This window comes from Sulfitobacter sp. D7, assembly GCF_003611275.1.
Lineage (GTDB): Bacteria > Pseudomonadota > Alphaproteobacteria > Rhodobacterales > Rhodobacteraceae > Sulfitobacter > Sulfitobacter profundi.
Genome location: NZ_CP020694.1, coordinates 1,257,275 through 1,278,211 on the forward strand (window position 1 = coordinate 1,257,275; position 20,937 = coordinate 1,278,211).

Below are 20,937 nucleotides of genomic sequence, written 5' to 3' on the forward strand. Positions count from 1 at the left end.
CGGCGAAATTGTGACGTTGCTGCACCAATAGTTTGTGCCGTTCCGTTAATTATTAACCATATTTTGAAGTTCCGGGAAACCATTGAATTCGCAGCCTGTGGCAGCCTCGCGCCCTTGTTTTCCCGCGTCGCGGGAGGTGATTTGGCGGATATCGTGCGGAATTCTGGGCGCAGAGAAGCGGAATAAAGAGCCAAAACAGGGCGAGAATATGCGGTTCTTGTGAACCTGGGGGGGTTCGCACTGCGACTCGTCTTCACGCTTAGGTGATTGAGGGAAACTTTATCGGATGTCGTACGTTGCGCGCAGTAAAAGCCTGCCGCGCCTGTGCGCTCAACTACTGTAAGAGCCGTGAGGGGGACCATGTTGAAGCGCTTGCTGGACGATCTTGGCGGAACCTGTGCAAGCACTGCGCAGGCGGGAGGCGGGCGACGCTTTCGTCATCCCCCCGGGGATGGTGGCCCACTTTGCCCATTGTTCGCCCGACCTCGAATTGTATGAGGCCGGGCTGCGCGGTGATTTCTCGACGACGCTCTTAGACTAAGTGCGCAGCGACTTCGTCCTGCACCTTTTCGGCCGCGGCCTCTTTCACGGGGCCGTAGCCGCGGATCTCCATCGGTGCGGAAAGCACCGCGAGCGCCTCGTCATGGGGCAGGGCCGGGGCCTTGGCCATGACCGCCTCGTACCAGTCGATCAGCCCGACCTCCAGCTTGCGATCAGCGCCATAGCTGAACGGGTCGGCCCATGTGCCGCGCAGGGGTTTCATCGCGGCCAATAGGTCAAAGGCACGCCCCATCCATGGGCCAAACTTGCGCTTGTTGGGGCGTCCGCGGCCATCGCGGCCGGTGGGCCATGCGGGCGGGGCGAGGTGGTAGTGCACCTTGTAGTCGCCCTCGAAACTATCGGCGATGCGATCCTCAAAACCGCTTTGGCGGTGCAGGCGGGCGACCTCGTATTCGTCCTTGTAGGCCATGAGTTTGAACAGCGATTTCGCTGCGGCGCGCAGCAGGTCATCCGACCCCTGCGGCACCTTCAATGCCAGCGCGTCGAGCTTTTCCTTGTAGCGCTGGGCATAGGCAACGTTCTGGTAGCCAGTGAGGAACTCCATCCGCCGCGCGATCAGGCTATCGACACTGTGATCGGGGGCGGGCGCCGGGGCAAAATGCGCCTCAATCGCCTCGGGGTTTGCGGCCATGACCCGGCCAAAACCAAAGGCGGCGCGGTTTTTGTCGGGCACCACGCCATTCAACTCGATCGCCTGCTCCAGCGCGGTGAGCGAGACCGGCACCAGCCCCTTCTGCCAAGCATAGCCCAGCATCATCACATTGGCGAACACCGCGTCGCCCATCAGTTTTTCGGCCATGGCGTTGGCGTCAAAGGCACTGAGGTTCTCAGCTCCCACCGCCTGCGCGATCGCCGCTTCGCGGTCGTCGATGCGCAACTCGGCGTCGCGGTTCAGCACCAGATCGCCGGTCGGCATCTCGGCGCGGTTAAGCACGATCCGCGTGCCGCGCCGGTAGTGGGCCGAGGCTTTGGGCGCGGAGCTGACCACCATGTCGCAACCGATCACCGCGTCGGCGCCGCCCTGATCGATGCGTACCTGATGCACTTCCTCGGGGGTTTGGGCGAGCCGCACATAGCCCAGCACGGTGCCGAACTTCTGTGCAAAGCCGGTGAAGTCCAGCACGCTGGAGCCCAGCCCTTCGAGATGCGCCGCCATAGTGATAAGCGCGCCCACGGTGACAACGCCGGTGCCGCCTACGCCAGTCACCAGCAGGTTGAAGGGCTGGTCGAGCCTGGGCAGTTCGGGCATCGGCAGCTGCGCCGAAAGGCCCGCCACGTCCAGCCCGGCCCCTGAGCGTTTGCGGCGGCTGCCCCCCTCGACGGTGACGAAAGAGGGGCAGAACCCGTTGAGACAGGAGTAATCCTTGTTACAGGTCGATTGGTTGATCTGCCGTTTGGTGCCGAACTCAGTCTTCTTCGGCTCGACGCTTAGGCAATTGGATTCCAACGAACAATCGCCGCAACCCTCGCAGACCAGTTCGTTGATCATGACGAATTTCTTAGGGTCGTCCATCAGCCCGCGCTTGCGCTTGCGGCGTTTCTCGGTGGCGCAGGTCTGCTCATAGATCAGCACCGTGGCGCCCGGAATATCGCGCAGCTCGCGCTGCACGCGGTCAAGCGCGCTGCGGTGATCAAATGTGGTGCCGTCGGGGAAATCACCCTTCTCCAGCAGTTCGGGCCGGTCCGAGACCAGCGCGATCCGCGCCACGCCTTCCGCGCGGCAGGCCTGCGCGATGGCGGCGACTGAGACAGGGCCATCGACAGGCTGCCCGCCAGTCATGGCAACCGCGTCGTTGTAGAGGATCTTGTAGGTGATGTTCGTCTTTGCCGCGACCGCTTGGCGGATGGCGAGCGAGCCGGAGTGGTACCACGTGCCCTCGCCAAGGTTCTGGAACACATGTTTGCCCCCGTTGAACATCGAGGTGGCGATCCACGGCACGCCTTCGCCGCCCATCTGGGCAAAACCGGCGGTTTCACGGTCCATCCACGAGGCCATGACATGGCAGCCAATGCCGGAGTTGGCCTTTGATCCTTCGGGCAGTTTGGTCGAGGAGTTATGTGGGCAGCCCGAACAGAAGTAAGGCGTGCGGGTGGCGCCGGGGACGTTCAGCAGCACGGGCGGCTGGTCAGTCAGGGCGCGGGCCTTTTCCAGCAGGTTCTCTTCGGGAAAGAAGGCACTGAGCCGCGCGGCAATGATCGGGAGCAGCTTGAGCGGCGACAGCTCGCCGGTCCAAGGCACCAACTCCTCAAGGTTTTCGTCATGTTTGCCCACCATCCGCGCAGGTTTGGAGCCGGGCCAGTCATAGAAGGCCTCTTTAAACTGGCTTTCGATGATGCCGCGTTTCTCTTCGATCACAAGCACTTCGCGCTTGCCCTTGACGAAGTCGAGCGCGTCGTCCAGCGCCAGCGGCCAGACCATGCCGATCTTGTAGATGTCGATGCCGAGGCGGCGGCAGGCGGTCTCATCAAGGCCCAGAAGCCGCAGCGCTTCCATCGTGTCGAGGTGGCCTTTGCCGGTGGTCACGATGCCGAAAGAGGCGTCCTGCGTGTCGTAGATATGCCGGTCGATGGGATTGGCGCGCATGAAAGCCTGCACCGCGTCGAGCTTGTGATGCAGCCGCGTCTCAATCTCGGGCGAGGGCAGATCGCCAAGCCGCACGTACAGCCCGCCCGGAGGCGCGGTGTAGTCGGGCTGGTTGAACACGCGGTCGGGTGTCAGTGTCACCGATGCGCCGCTTTCCACGGTTTCCGAGATCGCCTTGAAACCCACCCAAGTGCCCGAGAAGCGTGAAAGCGCGATGCCGTATTCGCCAAACGCCTGATATTCGGCCACGCTTGCCGGGTTCAGCGTCGGCATGAACCACGACATGAAGCCCACATCGGATTGATGCGGCATGGAGGACGAGACGCAGCCGTGATCGTCGCCCGCCACCACCAAAACGCCGCCCTTGGGCGCGGAGCCGTAAGCGTTGCCATGTTTCAGCGCGTCGCCCGAACGGTCCACCCCCGGCCCCTTGCCGTACCACATAGAAAAGACGCCCTCGACCTCCGCCTGCGGGTCGAGGTGGGCCTGTTGCGCGCCCAAGACCGCGGTGGCACCGAGGTCTTCGTTCACGGCGGGCAGGAATTTCACCCCCGCCTTGGCCACGCGGTCTTTGATGCGCCAGTATTCCAGATCGAGCCCGCCCAAGGGGGAGCCGCGGTAGCCCGAAACGAAACCGGCGGTGTTCAGCCCCGCCTCGCGATCGCGGCGGGCCTGATCCAGCATGATGCGCACCAGTGCCTGCGTTCCGGTCAGGAAAACGCGGCCTTCGGTCTGATCATAGCGGTCGTCGAGTTTATAAGTGGTAAATTCGCGCGGTTGTTCTGTCATGGGGGTCTCCTCACTTGGGAGTATACCGCAGGGGGTCCGAATTTTCGCTCCGGTTTTGCTGGCGATATGGGTGAAATCCGGGTAATTTATCCATTGTAGTTCCGTGAAGTGAAAGATTTACCCGATGAGTGAGATGGATGCGACAGACCGACAGCTTGTGTTTTTGCTCCAGCAGGATTCGCGTCTGCCCAATGCGCAACTTGCCGAAAAGCTGAATATCTCGGCCTCTGCCTGCTGGCGGCGGGTCAAGGCGTTGGAGCAGGCGGGGGTGATCAAACGCTATGCCGCGGTGGTCGATCCCAAGGCGATGGGGCTGGGGTTTGAGGCGATGGTGCATGTGCATCTGACCCGGCATGACGCCTCGGCCCTTGCCAGTTTCATCCGTGCGATCCAAAGCCGGACGGAGGTGACGGAGTGTTTCGCCACCACCGGCCAAGCGGATTATCACCTGCGCGTTCTTTGCCGCGATATCGACGCCTATAACGCCTTTCTAGAAAGCTTTTTGTTCCTACATCCGGCGGTCAATTCGGCCACCACCAATGTGATCTTGCGGCAGATCAAATCCGACGCGCCGATCACCGGCTAAGGTGAACGCCGCGTGCCCCACTGGCGAAACGCGCGCGAAGTTGCGGTGTCGTTCTGAAATGGACATTTGACGCCCGCGTGCGCCATATAGCACCAAGTGATTAACCTCGAAGGAGAGACCCATGATGAGAACCCGTGCCGCCGTTGCCGTGGAAGCTGGCAAACCGCTTGAAATCATGGAGGTGAACCTTGAAGGGCCGAAACGCGGTGAGGTCTTGGTTGAGATCAAGGCAACCGGCCTGTGCCATACCGACGAATTCACCCGCTCGGGCGACGACCCCGAAGGGATCTTCCCCGCGATCCTTGGCCACGAAGGCGCGGGCGTGGTGCTGGAAGTGGGCGAAGGCGTGACCACGCTGGAGCCGGGCGACCATGTGATCCCCCTCTACACGCCAGAATGCCGCGAATGCGAATACTGCCTGTCGGGCAAAACCAACCTCTGCCAAAAAATCCGCGTGACCCAAGGCCAAGGCTTGCTGCCCGATGGCACAACGCGGTTTTCGATGCTCGATGGCACGCCGATTCACCACTATATGGGCTGCTCAACCTTTGCCAACCACACCGTGGTGCCGGAAATCGCGCTGGCCAAGGTCCGCAAAGACGCGCCCTTTGATAAAATTTGCTACATCGGTTGCGGCGTGACCACGGGCATCGGTGCGGTGATCAACACGGCCAAGGTCGAACTGGGCGCGCGCTGCGTGGTCTTTGGGCTGGGCGGCATCGGGTTGAACGTGATCCAAGGGCTGCGGATGGCAGGCGCGGATCAGATCGTCGGTGTCGATCTTAACGACGACAAAGCAGAGGTCGGGCGTTATTTCGGGATGACCGATTTCGTGAACCCTAAGAACGTCGAGGGCGATCTGGTGGCGCATCTGGTCGAGGTGACCAAAGGCGGCGCGGATTATTCCTTTGACGCGACTGGCAACACCAAGGTCATGCGCGACGCGCTGGAATGCGCCCACAAGGGCTGGGGCGAAAGCATCATCATCGGCGTGGCACCTGCGGGAGCCGAGATTTCGACGCGGCCATTCCAATTGGTCACCGGCCGGGTTTGGCGCGGGACCGCTTTTGGCGGGGCCAAGGGGCGGACGGACGTGCCCAAGATCGTTGATTGGTACATGAACGGCAAAATCGAGATCGACCCGATGATCACCCATAAGCTGACGCTGGATCAGATCAACGAAGGCTTTGAATTGATGCACAAAGGTGAATCGATCCGCGCGGTCGTCGAATTCTAAATATTGGGCTGGAGGGCTGCGCGCTCTCCAGCCTAGACCTCTGCCGCGAGGGAGAGGAACAGGTCGACATCGATATAGGTCTCGACATGATCGGCCAGCGCGTCGAGCGCATCATCCACGCCGCTTTCGAAATCCAGCGATGAGGTCACGCCAAAACCGCCAAGGTAGGCGCGGCGGAAGGCGTCTGAGCTGAAAATTCCATGCATATAGCAGCCCTGCACCCGGCCCGAGGGGGAGGCCGCGCCCTCGGGCGTGCCGTCAAAGGTGAGCCATGCGCGGGCACAATCGGAGCCGGTGGTTTCCCCGATGTGAATTTCATATCCCGTTAAATCGGTGCCGCTGGCAGGATGCTGGCCGGATTTTTCCGCCAGATGTTTCAGCGGGGCCATCGTGGTTTCCACGTCCAGATGCCCCAGCCCCGCCACCCGCGCCGCCGGGCCTTCGATGCCCTGCGGGTCTGTGATGGTCTTGCCCAACATCTGATAGCCACCGCACAGCCCCAGCACATGGCCGCCCCGCCGGATATGGGCGGCAAGGTCGATGTCCCATCCCTCGGCCCGGAAGGCTTCGAGATCGGAGATCGTCGATTTGCTGCCGACCATCAGCACCAGATCGGCGTCGGCGGGCAGGGGGCTGCCGGGCATAATCATCCTCAGGTCGACGCCCGGCTCGGCGGCCAATGGGTCGAGGTCATCGAAATTGGCGATACGCGGCAGGCGCGGGACGGCGATCACACAGCCTGAGCCACCGGAACGGGCGCGGGCGGGCAGGTCCATCACATCTTCGGCGGGCAGGCGGTGGGCGGCGTCGAACCACGGGATTACCCCAAGACTGGGCCAGCCGGTGCGCTTGGCGATGTCATCGCGGCCTGCGTCAAAGAGGCTGCGGTCGCCGCGGAATTTATTGACGGCAAAGCCACGGATCAGCGCGTTGTCTTCGGCATCTAGCACCGCCTGCGTCCCGACGATCTGCGCGATCACCCCGCCACGGTCGATGTCGCCCATCAGCACCACAGACACCCCGGCGGCGCGGGCGAAACCCATATTGGCGATATCGCCTGCCCGCAGGTTGGTCTCTGCCGGGGAGCCCGCGCCTTCGATCACGATTAGGTCGCAGTTTTCGGCCAAGCGGTGAAAGGACTGTAGCGCGGCGGGCATCAGGCTCGCTTTGTTGCGCCCAAACTCCCACGCCTGTTGCTGGCCCGCGATCTTGCCCTGCACCACGACCTGCGCGCCGGTGGCGCTTTGAGGCTTCAGCAGCACCGGGTTCATGTCCGTATGCGGTGCCACGCCTGCGGCACGGGCCTGCAAGGCCTGCGCGCGGCCAATCTCGCCCCCGTCCTCGGTGACGGCGGCGTTGTTGGACATGTTCTGCGGTTTGAACGGGCGCACGCGCAGCCCGCGCCGGGTGCAGGCGCGGATTAATCCGGCAACGATCATCGACTTGCCGACATTACTGCCGGTGCCCTGTATCATGATGGCTTTGGTCATGTCATTCTGCCCCTGTTTCGCGCAAACTGGCGCAAAATGATCCAAGGGGAAAGAGCCGCGATGAACACGCCTGCACATTTGCTTTTGGGCGCTGCCGTGATGGGGCGGGAAGGGGCCAAGCCGTTAATCTGGGCAGCACTTGCCGGGGCCCTGCTGCCGGACTTGTCGCTCTATCTGATGGCGGGTTTTGCGCTCTATATCCAAGGGCTGCCGGGAAGTGTGGTCTTTGGGGAGCTTTACTACTCGGACCTCTGGCAGACGATCTTTTCGATAGATAATTCATTCATCGTCTGGGGTGCGCTTTTGGCGCTGGCGGTCTGGCGGCAGGCGGGCTGGGCCGTGGCGCTGACGGGGGCGGCGTTGCTGCATCTCCTGTTCGACCTGCCGCTGCACCACGATGATGGGCGGGCGCATTTCTGGCCGCTGACGGGTTGGATATTCGAAAGCCCGGTCAGTTATTGGGATGTGCGTCACGGCGCGGCCTGGGTCGCACCGATTGAGGCGCTGGTCAGCACCCTTGCCGCCATTACGCTGTGGTGGCGCAGGCCGGGGTGGGTGCTCTCTTGCTTGACGTTGGCGCTGCTGCTGGCCGAGGGGCTCGCCCTACGCAACTGGATCTTCTTTTTCGGGGCAGATTGACCGCGCGAGAAACAGCAGACACAAAAAAACGCAGCCCGAAGGCTGCGTCAATTGCTCCGCTTGGCGGATATTCTCAGGCGGCTTCGGCCTGAAGCGCGGCATTGCGGCGCTCGGACTCTTCGCGCGACAGGGCGACGGAGGTCCGCACGCCTTTGCCGACAAATTCCATCAGGCCTTCGACGACCCGCTCATTGGGGTCGATCCCGGCACAGCTCAGCACTTCGCGGCCATCGCGCGAACGGGCCCAGCGGGCAATCTGTTCTGGGCCGTTGCCATATTTCTTGTCGTCGGCAATTGCGTCATCCAAAGCAGCAAGCACCACAGCAGCAAAGAGCTTGCGTGCGCGGTTGCCTTGCTCGTTGTTGAAAGCGGTGCCATCAACGAAATCTTTCATCTCGTCGTCCTTTCGATTATTCTTGCTCTTGTCATTCGGGCGTGGAGGCCCTTATGACGGATATCCTTTGATTCGGATACCTCTATTTAGCATACCTCCCATGCAACTTGCGCATATCTAGTTGCCGCAGCGACGCCCGGATATCGCCCGCTTGCAGGGGACCATCCCTCCCGATATAGACCCGGTCATCTTATCATCAACCTTATGTCGTGGTTTTGTCACATGCCCAAGATTAACGGAAACGAGATCCGCCCCGGAAACGTCCTTGAACATAACGGTGGCCTTTGGGCGGCCGTGAAGGTCGATCACGTGAAGCCCGGCAAGGGCGGTGCCTTTGCCCAAGTCGAGATGCGCAACCTTCGCAACGGCTCCAAATTGAACGAACGCTTCCGCTCTGCCGATAAGGTCGAGCGCGTGCGACTGGAGCAAAAAGACCAGCAATTTCTGTATGAAGACGACGGTATGCTGGTGGTAATGGACACCGAAACCTATGAGCAGGTGCAGCTTGATGCCGAGCTTTTGGGTGACACGCGCCCCTTCCTGCAAGACGGCATGATGATCGTGGTCGAGTACCATGACGCCGAGGCGCTGAACGCCCGTCTGCCGCAAAAAGTGGTCTGCAACATTGCCGAGACCGAGCCGGTCGTCAAAGGCCAGACAGCGGCGAATTCCTTCAAACCAGCCATTCTGGAAAACGGTGTGAAGATCTCTGTTCCGCCCTTCGTAGGGCAGGACGAAGCGATCGTGGTGAACACCGAAACCATGGAATATGTCGAACGCGCTTGACGCAACGTCATCCAACGTAAGCTAGATCAGCCCCGGTTTTGCCGGGGCTTTTTCTTGTTTTGGGGTGCTCAGGCGGCTGGGCCGGGCCATGTGACTTGCGCCTCATCGGCCTGCATATGCCCGTTGGCGCGGTCAAAGCGGAGATGCGCCAGCGCCTGGTCCCCCGCTTGAGTGAACAGCGTGCCCGCCGGTTTGCCCTCTGCCGTGATCGCCGTGCCCGGCGCGGCGCTGCCACTGACCTCAACTCGCGTCAGCCCCTTGCGCAACTCGGTCTTGTGTTTCATCCGCGCCGTGACCTCTTGGCCCACATAGCAGCCCTTGCGGAAGTCGAGCCCGTTGATCCGATCAAGCCCGGCTTCGAGGATAAACGTATCAGGCGTCAGTTCCACACCGGTTTCGGGGATCAGATGCGCCACGCGCAGGGCGTTCCAATCGGTAGTGTCATCTGTCTGCGGCGTGTCGCGATAGGCGCGCCAGCCCATTTCCGAATGACGCGGGTCGGACACGGCATCTTCGGGTGCGGGGCCGGTGCCACGGTGCAGGTGCAGCCCGCTCGGCTCAATCGTCACCTTGGCGCGCAGCTTATACATCGACAGCCGTTGGCTCAGCATGTCGCCAAGGCTTTCGTCCACATCAAGCAGAACGCTATCGCCGTCAGCGATCAGAAAGAAATCGGCCATATATTTGCCCTGCGGCGTCAGCAGGGCGGCGTAGACCGGGCCTTGGTCCAGTTTGCCAACGTCATTGGTCACGATGCCTTGCAGGAAATCGCGGGTGTCGGGGCCGGAGAGGCGCAGAATGCGGCGCGTGGTCATGCGGTTGTCCTTTGATTGCTGGCCATGACATATAACCTGTCAAACCCATCCAAAAGGGGCAACCATGCGCGCGCCGATCTCTGTCGTCATTCCCAGTCTCAATGCAGCCGCCGCGCTGCCTGCCTGCCTTGCCGCGCTTGTCGAAGGGTTGCAGGCCGGGCTGATCCGCGAGGTGATCCTGAGCGATGGCGGATCGACAGATGGCACGCCTCAGCTGGCCGAAGGCTGGGGGGGCGAGGTGATCTCGGGCGCGCCCTCGCGGGGGGGGCAGTTGCGCCGCGGATGCGAAGCGGCACGGGGGGAGTGGCTCTTGGTGATCCATGCCGACACGGTGCTGGCGCCGGGGTGGACCGATGCGGTGCAGGATCACATGGCGCGCGGGACAGGGGCTGCGGGGTGGTTTCGCCTCAGGTTCGATCAGCGCGGGCTGCCACCACGATTGGTCGCAGGTTGGGCGAACCTGCGCAGCGTCTGCGGCTTGCCCTATGGTGATCAGGGGCTGCTGCTGCCCCGCGCGCTTTATGACGCGGTCGGCGGTTACCCCGATCAGCCGCTGATGGAGGATGTCGCACTGGCCCGCGCCCTGCGGGGCCGATTGGCGCGGCTTGAGGGCATCGCCGTGACCAGTGCCGAGAAATACCGCCGTCAGGGCTGGCTGCGCCGCGGTGGGCGCAACCTGTGGACGCTGATGCGCTACGCTATGGGCGCCAGCCCCGAAGCCCTTGCGGAAAGCTATCGGCGGTCGTGAAAAGGGCGCGGGTTGCCCTCACGCCCCTGCACTCAGTTAAAGAAGACCGCCCCGATCCGTTGGAACAGATTGGGCTGGCGCGCCCTTTCGCGGCGCTTTTTTGCAGAGAGGGCGCTGAGGCCGCGGGCATCCGACACCGTCTTTCCGTCGCGGAATTGCAGGCGGTAAAGGTCGGCATAGATGCCGCCGCGCTCCATCAATTCGTCGTGGGTGCCTTCATCGGTGACTTGGCCGCGGTCCATCACCACGATCTTATCCGCGCTGCGGATGGTCGAGAGCCGATGCGCGATCACGATGGTGGTGCGCCCCTTGGCGAGCCGATCAAGGGCATCCTGCACAACCTGTTCAGATTGCGCATCCAAGGCGCTGGTGGCCTCATCAAGCAGCAGAATCGGCGTGTCGCGCAGCAGGGCGCGGGCGATCACCACACGCTGACGCTGCCCGCCCGACAGGGCCGAGCCGCGCGGACCGACGCGGGTCTCTAGCCCCTGTTCAAGCTGCGGCAGGAAATCGGCCACATGGGCGGCTTTCAACACCCGGTCGAGTTCTTCGTCGCTGACGTTCTCGCGGCCCAGCACGATATTCTCGCGCAGGGTCTCATCAAACAGCAGCGCCTCTTGCGTCACGACAGAAAACAGGCCCCGCAGGTCTGGGATGGTCATCGACGTGGTGTCGACCCCGCCGATTTGAACCGTGCCGCTTTGTGGATCCACCAGCCGCGTGAGCAGGTTGAAAATGGTCGACTTCCCCGCGCCGGAGGCGCCAACAAGGGCGGTCGTCTGGCCCGCTTGCGCGGTCAGGTTCAACGCATTCAGCACCTTCGTATCGCCGTAGGAGAGCGAAACATCCGCCAAGGTAACGTCAGGCGGGCCATCGGGCGCGGCCACGGGCTTGGCCGGGCTGCGCAGGTGCAGGGGCGCGTCGAGCAGCTCCTTGATCCGCTCCAGCGCGGCGGCGGCCATCTGCCACAGGCCGCTGATCGCACCGAGGCGCCGCAGGGGGGAGAACATGAACCCGAGCGAGGTAAAGAAGGTCATGAACTCGCCAATGGTCTTGTTGCCCGCGATAATCTCGGACCCGCCGTAGACGATCACGGCCATGAAACCGATGCCGGACATAATATCGATCATCGCCGGGATCGCGGAATTGCCAAAGGCGGCGCGAACTTCGGTGCGAATAAAGGTGCGCGTCAACTCGCGGTATTGTCGGGCCTGATAGTCTTCCAGCGCGTTCAGTTTGATCTGCACGATGCCGTGAAAGACCTCGTCCAGACGTGTCGAGAGGCTGGCGCCGATGTCGCGCGCCTCGCGCGAGCGGGCGCGGACGAAACGCTGGGCGATGGCGGCAGGCAGCACCATCAGCGGCACGCCGACCATCGCCAAAAGCGCCCAGATCGGATCAATCGCGATGGCGACGCCCATCAGGATCACCAGCCCCACCAGATCGCGCCCCGCGCCGGTGATCACCGCGCGCCAGACATCGCTGACCGCGTTCACATCCGATTGCACGCGCTGCACAAGAAAACCGGGCGGGTGGTTTTGGTGAAAGGCACCATCCTGCTGCATCATCCGGTCCAACAGGTCGATGCGCAGGTCCGCCGCCGTGCGTTGCGCCACGCGGGTCAGCAGCACCTTTTGCACCACCGTGGCCAGCGCGCGCAGCGCAAAGATCGCCACCAGCACCAGCCCCACCCAAACCAGCGCACCTTGGTCGCCGCCGACAAAGACGCGGTCGAACATCGGCTCCATCAGCTTGGCCAGCACGCCCAAGGTCGAGCCTTCGATGATCATGAAGATCACCGCGATGGCCATCAGGCCGGTGTGTTTCTTTAGATAGTCATGCCAAAGCCAACGCATCAACTGCGCGGAGGTGTAACTGTCATCATTCATGCCGGTGCCTGATCCTTTTGGGCAGTCGGATCCCGTGTACGAAAGCCGCGCAGGCAGGGCAAGCCGTCGCAGGGCGCGCATGGGACGCGCATCCGGGCCGGAGCGGGCCGGGGTAGGGGCGTCCGGGGCGCGGCTTACCTTACGTCCGATCGCGTGTTGACCCCGGCCCGGCGGGCAGTAAGCTGCGCCCGACCGCAGCCCGGTCACGCATTTTCAAAACGGCAGCCAATATCATGACAAAGCAGAATAAACTCGTCCAAGGTCGTTCGTACCTTGCCATTCCCGGCCCCTCGGTCATGCCCGACGCGGTGCTGAGCGCGATGCACCGCGCCGCGCCCAATATCTATGAGGGTGAGTTGGTTGAGATGATGCCGGCACTGGCGGCCGATTTGAAGCGTGTGGCGCGTACAGATCGTCATGTGGCGATGTATATCAGCAACGGCCACGGCGCCTGGGAGGCCGCGCTGAGCAATGTCATAGCACCGGGCGACCGCGTGCTGGTCTTGGCGACGGGGCGTTTCGGCCATGGTTGGGCCGAGATGGCAACGGGGCTGGGGGCGGAGGTGGATATCCTCGACTTTGGCCGCAATGCGCCGGTTGATCTGGCGCAGGTGGCCGAGCGTTTGAAGGCCGACACGGGCCACCAGATCAAGGCGCTGATGGCGGTGCATGTCGACACCTCAAGCTCGGTGCGCAACGATGTCCCCGGCCTGCGCCGCCTGTTGGATGAGGCAGGCCACCCCGCGCTTTTGATGGCCGATTGCATCGCCTCGCTTGGGTGCGAGCGGTTCGAGATGGACGCTTGGGGCGTCGATGTCATGGTCACCGCTTCGCAAAAGGGGCTGATGGTGCCGCCGGGCATGGCCTTCGTGTTTTTCAACGACCGTGCCGAGGAAGCCCGCGCGCGTCTGCCGCGGGTGAGCCGCTACTGGGATTGGTCGCCGCGCGCCCATGCGCAGGAATTCTATCAATACCACGGCGGCACCGCGCCGACGCATCACCTTTATGGCCTTCGGGCCGCCCTTGATATGATCCATGAAGAGGGGATCGAGCAGGTCTGGCAGCGCCATGCCACCTTGGCCCGCGCGGTTTGGGCAGCGTGCGAGGCATGGTCGGCAGAGGGCAGCCTGCGGTTCAACATCGAAGACCGCGCCCTGCGCAGCCATGCCGTCACCGCTCTGCGGCTGCAAGCGCCCCATGCGACAGAGTTGCGCGATTGGGTACAGAGCAATCTGGGCCTGACACTGGGCGTGGGTCTGGGCATGGCCCTGCCGGGGGAGCCTGCGTGGCATGGTTTTTTCCGCCTTGGCCACATGGGCCATGTGAACGGCCATATGGTCATGGGGCTGCTCGGCGGGATCGAAGCTGGGCTTTCGGCGCTGAAGATCGAACACGGGCCCGGCGCACTGCAAGCGGCGGCGGAGGTGATCGGCGGGGCTTAAGCCCCGCGCGCTTCGGTCAGAGCGTCGGGTAAGGCGGCGGCGAAGTAATCCAATTCCTCTGTCGTACTGCAACTGATGCGGATGCAACGGTTTTGCGGCGCGGCGAAGGGCATGCGCACAAAGACGCCCCGCGCCACTAGGGCATCCAGCACCGCCTTGGCGAAGGCGCCATCGCCGCCACAGTCGATCGCGACGAAATTGGCTGCGGAGGGCAGGGTGCTCAGCCCGTTCTTTTCAGCGATTTGAGCGATCCTGTCGCGGGCCTCGGCGATCTGGATCTGAACTTTCTTGAGGTAGTCTTGATCCTGTACCGCCGCCAAGGCACCTGCCTGTGCTGCGCGGTTGAGACCAAAGTGATTGCGAACCTTGTGAAAGGCCGTGATCAAGTCGGGCGCTGCAATCGCATAGCCGATCCGCGCTCCGGCGAGCCCATAGGCTTTGGAGAAGGTGCGCATCCGGATCACCCGCGGGTCATCGGCGGAAAGCTGGGGTGCTGTGCCCTCGGGGGCGCATTCGATATAGGCCTCATCCAGCAAAAGCAGGCTGCCTTGGGGCAGATCGTCAAGCGCGCGCGCCAGTGCCGTGCCCTCATGCCAAGTGCCCATCGGATTGTCGGGGTTGGCGAGGTAGACGAGCTTGGCGTCAACCTCTGCCGCTTTGGCGAAAAGCGCTGCCGGGTCTTCGTGATCGTCGCGGTAGGACACTTTGTGCAGCACGCCGCCAAAGCCCGCGACATGGTAGTTGAAGGTTGGGTACGCGCCTTCCGAGGTTACCACCGCATCGCCTTCGTCCACCAGCAGACGGACGAGATAGCCCAGCAGTCCGTCGATGCCTTCGCCGACGATGATATTGTCGGGCGTCACGCCATGCAATTCGGCCAATGCCGCGCGCAGCTCCACGCTTTCTGAATCGCCATATTTCCACATCTCCGTTTCAGCCATTGCCGCGATGGCGCGAGGCGAAGGGCCAAAGACGTTTTCATTGGCGCCAAGCCGCGCTTTGAAGGGGCGGCCAAGCGTGCGCTCCTGCGCTTCGGGGCCCACAAAGGGGACGTTGGCGGGCAGGCTTTGGGCGAGTGGGGTGAGGCGTGCATATGTCATGCGCCAAGGTGTAGGGTTGCGCCGTTGAGAGGGCAAGGGTCGCAGCACCTGCCGCCACGTTTTGCTGGTGCCGCGCGTTGATCTGCGCTGAACTGCGCCAAACATTCAGGAGAACAGCCATGCCCCGCGTCACCACCCGGATCGAAGACCATATCGCCCATGTGACCCTCACCCGCGCCGACAAGATGAACGCCGTGGATGATGAGATGATCGAAGCGATCATCGCGGCAGGGCAGGAGGTTGCGGCCTCGGATGCCCGCGTGGTGGTGTTGTCGGGCGAGGGCAAAGGTTTTTGCGCGGGCATCGATATCGGCGGGCTTTCGGGGATGCTGGGGCAGGATGTTGAGGCGCTGATCATGCCGCGCACCCATGGCGAGGGCACAACGAACAAATGGCAGGAGGTGTCGATGGTCTGGCACCGTTTGGAAATCCCGGTGATCGCGGCGCTGCATGGCGTGGTCTATGGCGCTGGGATGCAATTGGCGCTTGGCGCGGATATCCGCATCGCCGCGCCGGATACCAAGCTGGCGGTGATGGAGATGAAATGGGGCATTGTGCCGGATATGGGCGGCATGGTGTTGCTGCCGCGTTTGGTGCGCTCGGATGTGCTGCGGCGGTTGACCTATACGGCGGCACCCGTGGGGGCCGCGCAGGCCGAGCGCTGGGGGCTGGTGACCGAGGTCGCCGATGACCCGCAGGCGGCGGCTTTGAAACTGGCGCAGGTGATTGCGGGGAAGGGGCCGACTGCCGTGCGGGCGGCCAAGCGGTTGATTGGATATGCGGAATCCGGGGCGTCGGATGTGGATGTACTGGAGGCCGAGTCGCGCGAGCAGGCGGCGCTCTTGGGCAGGCCAGAGCAGATGGAGGTGATCGCGGCGGAGTTCGGCAAGCGGCCTGCGGTGTTTAAGTAGGCTGGTGGCGTTCTCCGGAACAGCCCGGAATCAAGGCCGTAAGGCCGCCGGGCAGAGCCAGACCGCCCGGACGGGCTGGCGCTTTTGCAATCGAAGTGCTGTCCTGAAATAAATGTGTATGCGCAACAGGGATAAACTGCCCAACTGCCCCGTATGCAGCGCCACCCCGCGGTCTGGCGCTGCCCGGCTCGCGTGGCGTTTTTGGCGTGGCAGCTAAACCGCCACGCCCTCAATCTCAGCCCAGTTCGGCCAGACGGTCCAGTGCGGCCTGCAACTGGTCCGCCTCTTCCTGACGCGCGGCCAGATTGGCCTGCGCTTCGGCCACGACTTCCTCGGGCGCGGAGGCCGCGAATTTGGGGTTGTTCAAACGCCCCTTCAGCCCACCGATCTCCTTGCCCAGCTTGTCGAGCGACTTTTGCAACCGTGCCTTCTCGGCGTCGATGTCGATCAACCCGGCCAAGGGCAGGCCGAAGCTGGCCCCCGGTGCCGCAATCGACACGGTGCCTTTGGGGAAGCTCTCGGCACGCTCAAGGCTCTCGACCCGCGCGAGGCGTTTGATCATCACCTCGTTGCGATCCCATGCGCCCTGTGCAGCCTCGTCCATCTCTGTCACCAGCATCGGCACCTTCAGCCCGGCGGGCACATGCATCTGCTGACGCGCAGAGCGGATGCTTTCGATCAGGCCGATCACCCAGTTCAGTTCCCGGTCAGCCTCTGCGTCCAGCAGATCGGCGGTGGTGTAGGTCGGCCAATCGGTCAGGGCGAGCAATTGGTCGCGCTTGGTGGTGGTCTGCCACAGCTCTTCGGTGATGAAGGGCATGATCGGGTGCAGCAGCACCAGACATTGCTCCAGCACCCATGCCATCGTCGCGCGGGTCTCTTCGGCCTCGGGCGCGTCGTCTTGCAAAAGCGGTTTGGAGAGTTCCACATACCAGTCGCAGACCTTGCCCCAGACAAAGGCATAGAGCGCATTGGCCGCGTCGTTAAAGCGGAAGTTGCCAAGCGCAGCGTCGACCTCTTCGCGGATGCGCGCGGTCTCGCCCACGATCCATTTGTTCAGCGTGGCCTGCGGCTGCGGCATCGCGGCGGGCATGCTGTCGAAGACGTTGTTCATCTCCGCAAAGCGGTGCGCGTTCCAGAGCTTGGTGCCGAAATTGCGATAGCCCGCGATGCGTTGCGTGCTGAGTTTCAGGTCACGCCCCATGGCGGCCATCGAGGTCAACGTAAAGCGCACCGCATCCGCGCCAAAATCGTCGATCAACTCCAGCGGGTCGAGCACGTTGCCCAAGGATTTCGACATCTTTTTGCCCTTCTCATCGCGCACCAGCGCGTGGACATAGACGGTGTCGAAGGGCTTTTGATCGACCACGGCGTATTGCATCATCATCATCCGGGCGACCCAGAAAAAGATGATGTCGAAACCGGTGACCAGCACGGAGGTGGGGAAGTATTTCTCAAGCTCCGCGGTCTGCTCGGGCCAGCCCAGCGTGCCGATGGGCCAGAGGCCGGAGGAGAACCATGTGTCGAGTACGTCGGGGTCGCGGCGCAGGGTTTTGCCGGGGGCCATGGCCTGTGCTTCGGCCTCGGTCGGCGCGCAATACTCATTGCCCTCATCGTCGAACCACACCGGAATCTGATGCCCCCACCACAGCTGGCGCGAGATGCACCATGGCTCGATGTTCTCCAACCAGTGGAAATACACCTTGCGGTCCTGTTCGGGCAGGATCGTCACCTCGCCCGAGCGCACGGCGTCGATGGCGGGCTGCACGATCTTATCGGTGGCGACGAACCACTGGTCGGTCAGCATCGGCTCAATCACCACTTTGGAGCGGTCGCCGAAGGGCTGCATGATCTTCTTGGCCTCGACCAGCGGCACGAGGTTCTCTTCCTCGGTGCGCATCTCGCCGCCTTCACCGGGCTCGACCGGGGCCTTCTTGGCGGCGCGGCCGAGGCGCGGGTCGGTCGCCTCGGTCATCACGGCAAGGCCCTCGGCGGTCACGTCCTCGACCACGCGCTTGCGGGCCTCGAAACGGTCGAGGCCGCGGTAGGCGTCGGGCACGAGGTTGATCTCAGTCGCGTCCTCGGGGGCGGGCTCGGAGCCGTCGGCAATGGCTTGGGCGCGGGCGGCGGCTTCGACATAGGGCAACCCGTCGGCGCGCATCTGGCCTTGGGTGTCCATCAGCGCATAGAGCGGGATGCCGTTGCGCTTGGCGACGCCGTAGTCGTTGAAGTCATGCGCGCCGGTGATCTTCACAGCACCAGAGCCGAAGTTCTTGTCTGGGTATTCGTCGGTGATGATCGGGATCAGGCGGCGCTGCTCTTTCGGGCCCACGGGAATTTCGCAGAGTTTCCCCACGATTGAGGCGTAACGCTCATCTGATGGATGAACCGCCACCGCGCCGTCGCCCAGCATGGTTTCGGGCCGTGTGGTGGCGATGGAGATATAGTCGCGGGTCTCTTCGAAGAGCGTGTTCCCGTCTTCGTCTTTCTCGACGTAGGTATAGGTCTCGCCCCCGGCCAGCGGATACTTGAAGTGCCACATGTGGCCGTCGACTTCGGTGCTCTCGACCTCCAAATCCGAGATCGCCGTCTCGAAATGCGGGTCCCAGTTGACCAGCCGCTTGCCGCGGTAGATCAGCCCTTTGTTGTACATATCCACAAAGACCTTGATCACGGCGTCGTGGAAGTTGCCTTCCTCGCCCTCGGGGGCACCCGGCGCGCCGGACATGGTGAAAGCGTTGCGCGACCAGTCGCAAGAGGCGCCCAAACGGCGCAGCTGGTCGATGATCGTGCCGCCGGATTTCTGCTTCTGCTCCCAGACCTTGGCAGTAAACGCCTCGCGGCCCAACTCGCGGCGGCCGGGCTGTCCGGTGGCGGCCAATTCGCGTTCCACCACCATCTGCGTGGCGATGCCCGCGTGGTCTTGGCCCGGCTGCCAGAGCGTGTCAAACCCCTGCATCCGGTGCCAGCGCATCAAAATATCCTGCAGCGTGTTGTTAAACGCATGCCCCATGTGCAGCGAGCCGGTGACATTCGGCGGCGGGATCATCACCGAGAAATGCTCATCCCGTTGTGCGTTTGCGCCGGCCTTGAACGCGCCTTTGGTTTCCCAATCGGCGTAGATGCGGCTTTCGGCCTCAGCGGCGTTGAAGGTCTTTTCGAGTGCCATGGTCATGATCCCTTTTGTTGCGCCCCGTTTAGCGGTCTGGCGCGGCGAGGGAAAGACCTATGGCAAAGCGGATTTGGGGCGGGAAGCGGCCTAGCCGCGCCGGTCGATCTTGGTGCTAAGGTGAATGAGGCTCTCACTGCCCTTCACGCCGCGCGTCTCGCCAATACGGTCGAGGGTTTCGTCCAACTCTTGCGTGGTCTGCGCCGCGATCTGCACCAGCAGGTCGAAACGGCCCGACGTGGTGTGGACCACCTGCACGCCCGGCAGGCTGCGCAACCGGGCCAGCACGGCGGGGCCAGCGCGCAACTCAATATTAACCAGCGCCGTGGCATGAAGAGGCGCGCGGGCTGCCTCGCCCAAGCGCAGGGTATAGCCGACAATAGCACCGCTGCGTTCCAGCCGTTCCAGCCGCGCCTGAACGGTGGTGCGGGCAAGGCCCAGACTGCGCGCGAGATCGGCCACCGGCAATCGGGCGTTGCCCTGCAGTGCCGCGATCAAAGCGCGGTCGGTGTCGTCAAGTTGTACTGCCATCTCGTCAATCCGCCGAAAGTTCGCATCACTTTAGGCGGTTTGACACGATGAATCGACTGAAATCGCGGGTTTACTGGAGAAAAGCAAACAAGAGGCCCCCATGCAGCATATCGCCCCCCTTTCCGACAGCCCCGCCGCCTATTTGGCCAAACATAGCCCAGATGCGCCGGTGTTGTTCCTGGCCCCCTCGGTGCTGCAAGCCACGGCGCGGCGCTTTCAGGCGGACTTCGACGGGTTGGTGACCTATGCGGTCAAGGCCAATGACCGGCCCGAGGTGCTCTCGAACCTTGTCGCGGCGGGGATCACCACCTTCGATGTGGCCTCTCCGGCAGAGATGGCGGCGGTCCGGGCGGTCTGCCCGCAGGCGGTGCTGCATTACAACAACCCTGTCCGCTCGGCGGCAGAGGTGCGGGCCGGGATCGCGGCGGGCGTCTATAGCTGGTCGATCGACGATATGTCGGAACTGGCCAAGCTGCGCGACGTGCCGCGCGACAATGAAGTTGCGGTGCGCTTTGCCTTGCCAGTGAAGGGTGCGGCCTATGACTTCGGGTCGAAATTCGGCGCGGCCCCTGAGCAGGCGGCTGACCTGTTGCGCGCGGTGGTTGAGATGGGGTTCACCCCGTCGATGTGTTTCCACCCTGGCACGCAGTGCAATGATCCGCAGGCCTGGGTGCAATATGTCCACGCGGCGGCGGATATTCTGCGTGCGGCGGGTGTCTCGATCAAACGGATGAATATCGGCGGTGGTTTTGCCGTAGACCGTGGATTTGACGCGCCGGATCACCGGGCGGTTTTTGCCGCGGTGAAGGGTGCGCTTGCCGAGAGTTTTGGCACGGATGCGCCCTCGCTTCTTTGCGAGCCGGGGCGCGCGATGGTTGCCGATGCCGCCGTGCTGGCGACCCGTATCAAGGGGATGCGCAACGCCGGGCGGACGGTCTTCCTGAACGACGGTATCTATGGCGGTCTGCCCGATCTGCGGGACATGGGCCTGTCTGGGCTGGTGGATGTGGTCGGCCCTGAGGGGGCGCTGCGCCAAGGGGCGCCGACACCGCGCGTGGTCTTTGGCCCCACTTGCGATTCGTTGGATCGCTTGCCCGACGGCCTGCCGCTGCCCGAAGATGCGCAGACGGGGGATTATCTGTTGTTCGGCGGCATGGGGGCTTATTCCATCGCCATGTCCACCGCCTTTAATGGCTATGGGCTGGCAGGGATCACGCTTGTTTCGGACCTTGGAGCCGTGCCCAAACGCAAGGCGGCCTGAGCCTC

At 63.0% G+C, this 20,937-nt stretch carries 16 protein-coding genes; 8 read left to right on the plus strand and 8 right to left on the minus strand.

Annotated features, from left to right (window positions below):
* Window positions 1-532: 532 nt before the first annotated feature.
* On the minus strand, window positions 533-3,934 hold the full coding sequence (locus B5M07_RS06095; protein ID WP_120350633.1) for an indolepyruvate ferredoxin oxidoreductase family protein: 3,402 nt from the start codon (window positions 3,932-3,934) through the stop codon (window positions 533-535).
* 124 nt (window positions 3,935-4,058) lie between these two features.
* Between B5M07_RS06095 and B5M07_RS06100 the strand changes: the two genes are divergently transcribed.
* Both B5M07_RS06100 and B5M07_RS06105 read left to right on the plus strand, forming a co-directional pair.
* Complete coding sequence (locus tag B5M07_RS06100; RefSeq protein ID WP_067629340.1) at window positions 4,059-4,520, plus strand: Lrp/AsnC family transcriptional regulator; 462 nt, start codon at window positions 4,059-4,061, stop codon at window positions 4,518-4,520.
* A 124-nt stretch (window positions 4,521-4,644) separates the two neighbouring features.
* A complete protein-coding gene (locus B5M07_RS06105; protein WP_120352167.1) occupies window positions 4,645-5,757 on the plus strand; it encodes an S-(hydroxymethyl)glutathione dehydrogenase/class III alcohol dehydrogenase in 1,113 nt (370 codons plus the stop codon).
* Window positions 5,758-5,789: 32 nt separating this feature from the next.
* On the opposite strand, the gene B5M07_RS06110 is transcribed toward B5M07_RS06105, so the two are convergent.
* Window positions 5,790-7,247 carry a cobyric acid synthase gene (locus B5M07_RS06110; RefSeq protein ID WP_120350634.1) on the minus strand — a complete coding sequence of 486 codons (1,458 nt, stop codon included), beginning with the start codon at window positions 7,245-7,247 and terminating at the stop codon, window positions 5,790-5,792.
* A gap of 60 nt (window positions 7,248-7,307) precedes the next feature.
* On the opposite strand from B5M07_RS06110, the gene B5M07_RS06115 reads away from it, so the two are divergent.
* Window positions 7,308-7,886, plus strand: coding sequence for a cobalamin biosynthesis protein CobQ (locus B5M07_RS06115; protein WP_120350635.1), 579 nt, complete (start codon window positions 7,308-7,310; stop codon window positions 7,884-7,886).
* A gap of 73 nt (window positions 7,887-7,959) precedes the next feature.
* Here the strand turns inward: B5M07_RS06115 and B5M07_RS06120 are convergent, their stop codons facing one another.
* Window positions 7,960-8,280: a DUF6280 family protein gene (locus B5M07_RS06120; RefSeq protein ID WP_007120494.1), complete on the minus strand. Its 321-nt coding sequence runs from the start codon at window positions 8,278-8,280 to the stop codon at window positions 7,960-7,962.
* Between the two features lie 222 nt (window positions 8,281-8,502).
* On the opposite strand from B5M07_RS06120, the gene efp reads away from it, so the two are divergent.
* Window positions 8,503-9,066, plus strand: a complete 564-nt coding sequence (efp, locus tag B5M07_RS06125) for an elongation factor P (RefSeq protein WP_067629376.1) — start codon at window positions 8,503-8,505, stop codon at window positions 9,064-9,066.
* A gap of 68 nt (window positions 9,067-9,134) precedes the next feature.
* Here the strand turns inward: efp and ygfZ are convergent, their stop codons facing one another.
* Window positions 9,135-9,881: a CAF17-like 4Fe-4S cluster assembly/insertion protein YgfZ gene (ygfZ, locus tag B5M07_RS06130; protein WP_120350636.1), complete on the minus strand. Its 747-nt coding sequence runs from the start codon at window positions 9,879-9,881 to the stop codon at window positions 9,135-9,137.
* Window positions 9,882-9,945: 64 nt separating this feature from the next.
* On the opposite strand from ygfZ, the gene B5M07_RS06135 reads away from it, so the two are divergent.
* Window positions 9,946-10,629 carry a TIGR04283 family arsenosugar biosynthesis glycosyltransferase gene (locus B5M07_RS06135; protein ID WP_120350637.1) on the plus strand — a complete coding sequence of 228 codons (684 nt, stop codon included), beginning with the start codon at window positions 9,946-9,948 and terminating at the stop codon, window positions 10,627-10,629.
* 32 nt (window positions 10,630-10,661) lie between these two features.
* Here B5M07_RS06135 and B5M07_RS06140 read toward each other — a convergent pair whose 3' ends face one another.
* Entirely contained in the window at window positions 10,662-12,518 is a 1,857-nt protein-coding gene (locus B5M07_RS06140) for an ABC transporter ATP-binding protein (protein ID WP_067938537.1), read from the minus strand.
* Window positions 12,519-12,751: 233 nt separating this feature from the next.
* Here B5M07_RS06140 and B5M07_RS06145 point away from each other — a divergent pair, with 233 nt between their 5' ends.
* Window positions 12,752-13,960 carry a pyridoxal-phosphate-dependent aminotransferase family protein gene (locus tag B5M07_RS06145; protein ID WP_120350638.1) on the plus strand — a complete coding sequence of 403 codons (1,209 nt, stop codon included), beginning with the start codon at window positions 12,752-12,754 and terminating at the stop codon, window positions 13,958-13,960.
* Here B5M07_RS06145 and B5M07_RS06150 read toward each other — a convergent pair.
* Window positions 13,957-15,060 carry a pyridoxal phosphate-dependent aminotransferase gene (locus tag B5M07_RS06150; RefSeq protein WP_120350639.1) on the minus strand — a complete coding sequence of 368 codons (1,104 nt, stop codon included), beginning with the start codon at window positions 15,058-15,060 and terminating at the stop codon, window positions 13,957-13,959. The genes B5M07_RS06145 and B5M07_RS06150 overlap by 4 nt on opposite strands.
* Window positions 15,061-15,179: 119 nt before the next feature.
* Here B5M07_RS06150 and B5M07_RS06155 point away from each other — a divergent pair, with 119 nt between their 5' ends.
* Complete coding sequence (locus B5M07_RS06155) at window positions 15,180-15,971, plus strand: crotonase/enoyl-CoA hydratase family protein (RefSeq protein WP_120350640.1); 792 nt, start codon at window positions 15,180-15,182, stop codon at window positions 15,969-15,971.
* Between the two features lie 235 nt (window positions 15,972-16,206).
* Here the strand turns inward: B5M07_RS06155 and B5M07_RS06160 are convergent, their stop codons facing one another.
* Together B5M07_RS06160 and B5M07_RS06165 are read right to left on the minus strand one after the other, a co-directional pair.
* Window positions 16,207-19,140 carry a valine--tRNA ligase gene (locus B5M07_RS06160; protein WP_120350641.1) on the minus strand — a complete coding sequence of 978 codons (2,934 nt, stop codon included), beginning with the start codon at window positions 19,138-19,140 and terminating at the stop codon, window positions 16,207-16,209.
* Between the two features lie 90 nt (window positions 19,141-19,230).
* Complete coding sequence (locus tag B5M07_RS06165) at window positions 19,231-19,671, minus strand: Lrp/AsnC family transcriptional regulator (protein ID WP_120350642.1); 441 nt, start codon at window positions 19,669-19,671, stop codon at window positions 19,231-19,233.
* 100 nt (window positions 19,672-19,771) lie between these two features.
* On the opposite strand from B5M07_RS06165, the gene B5M07_RS06170 reads away from it, so the two are divergent.
* The gene (locus B5M07_RS06170; protein WP_120350643.1) at window positions 19,772-20,932 is read left to right on the plus strand and encodes a type III PLP-dependent enzyme; all 1,161 of its coding nucleotides are present in this window, start codon (window positions 19,772-19,774) and stop codon (window positions 20,930-20,932) included.
* Window positions 20,933-20,937: the final 5 nt, after the last annotated feature.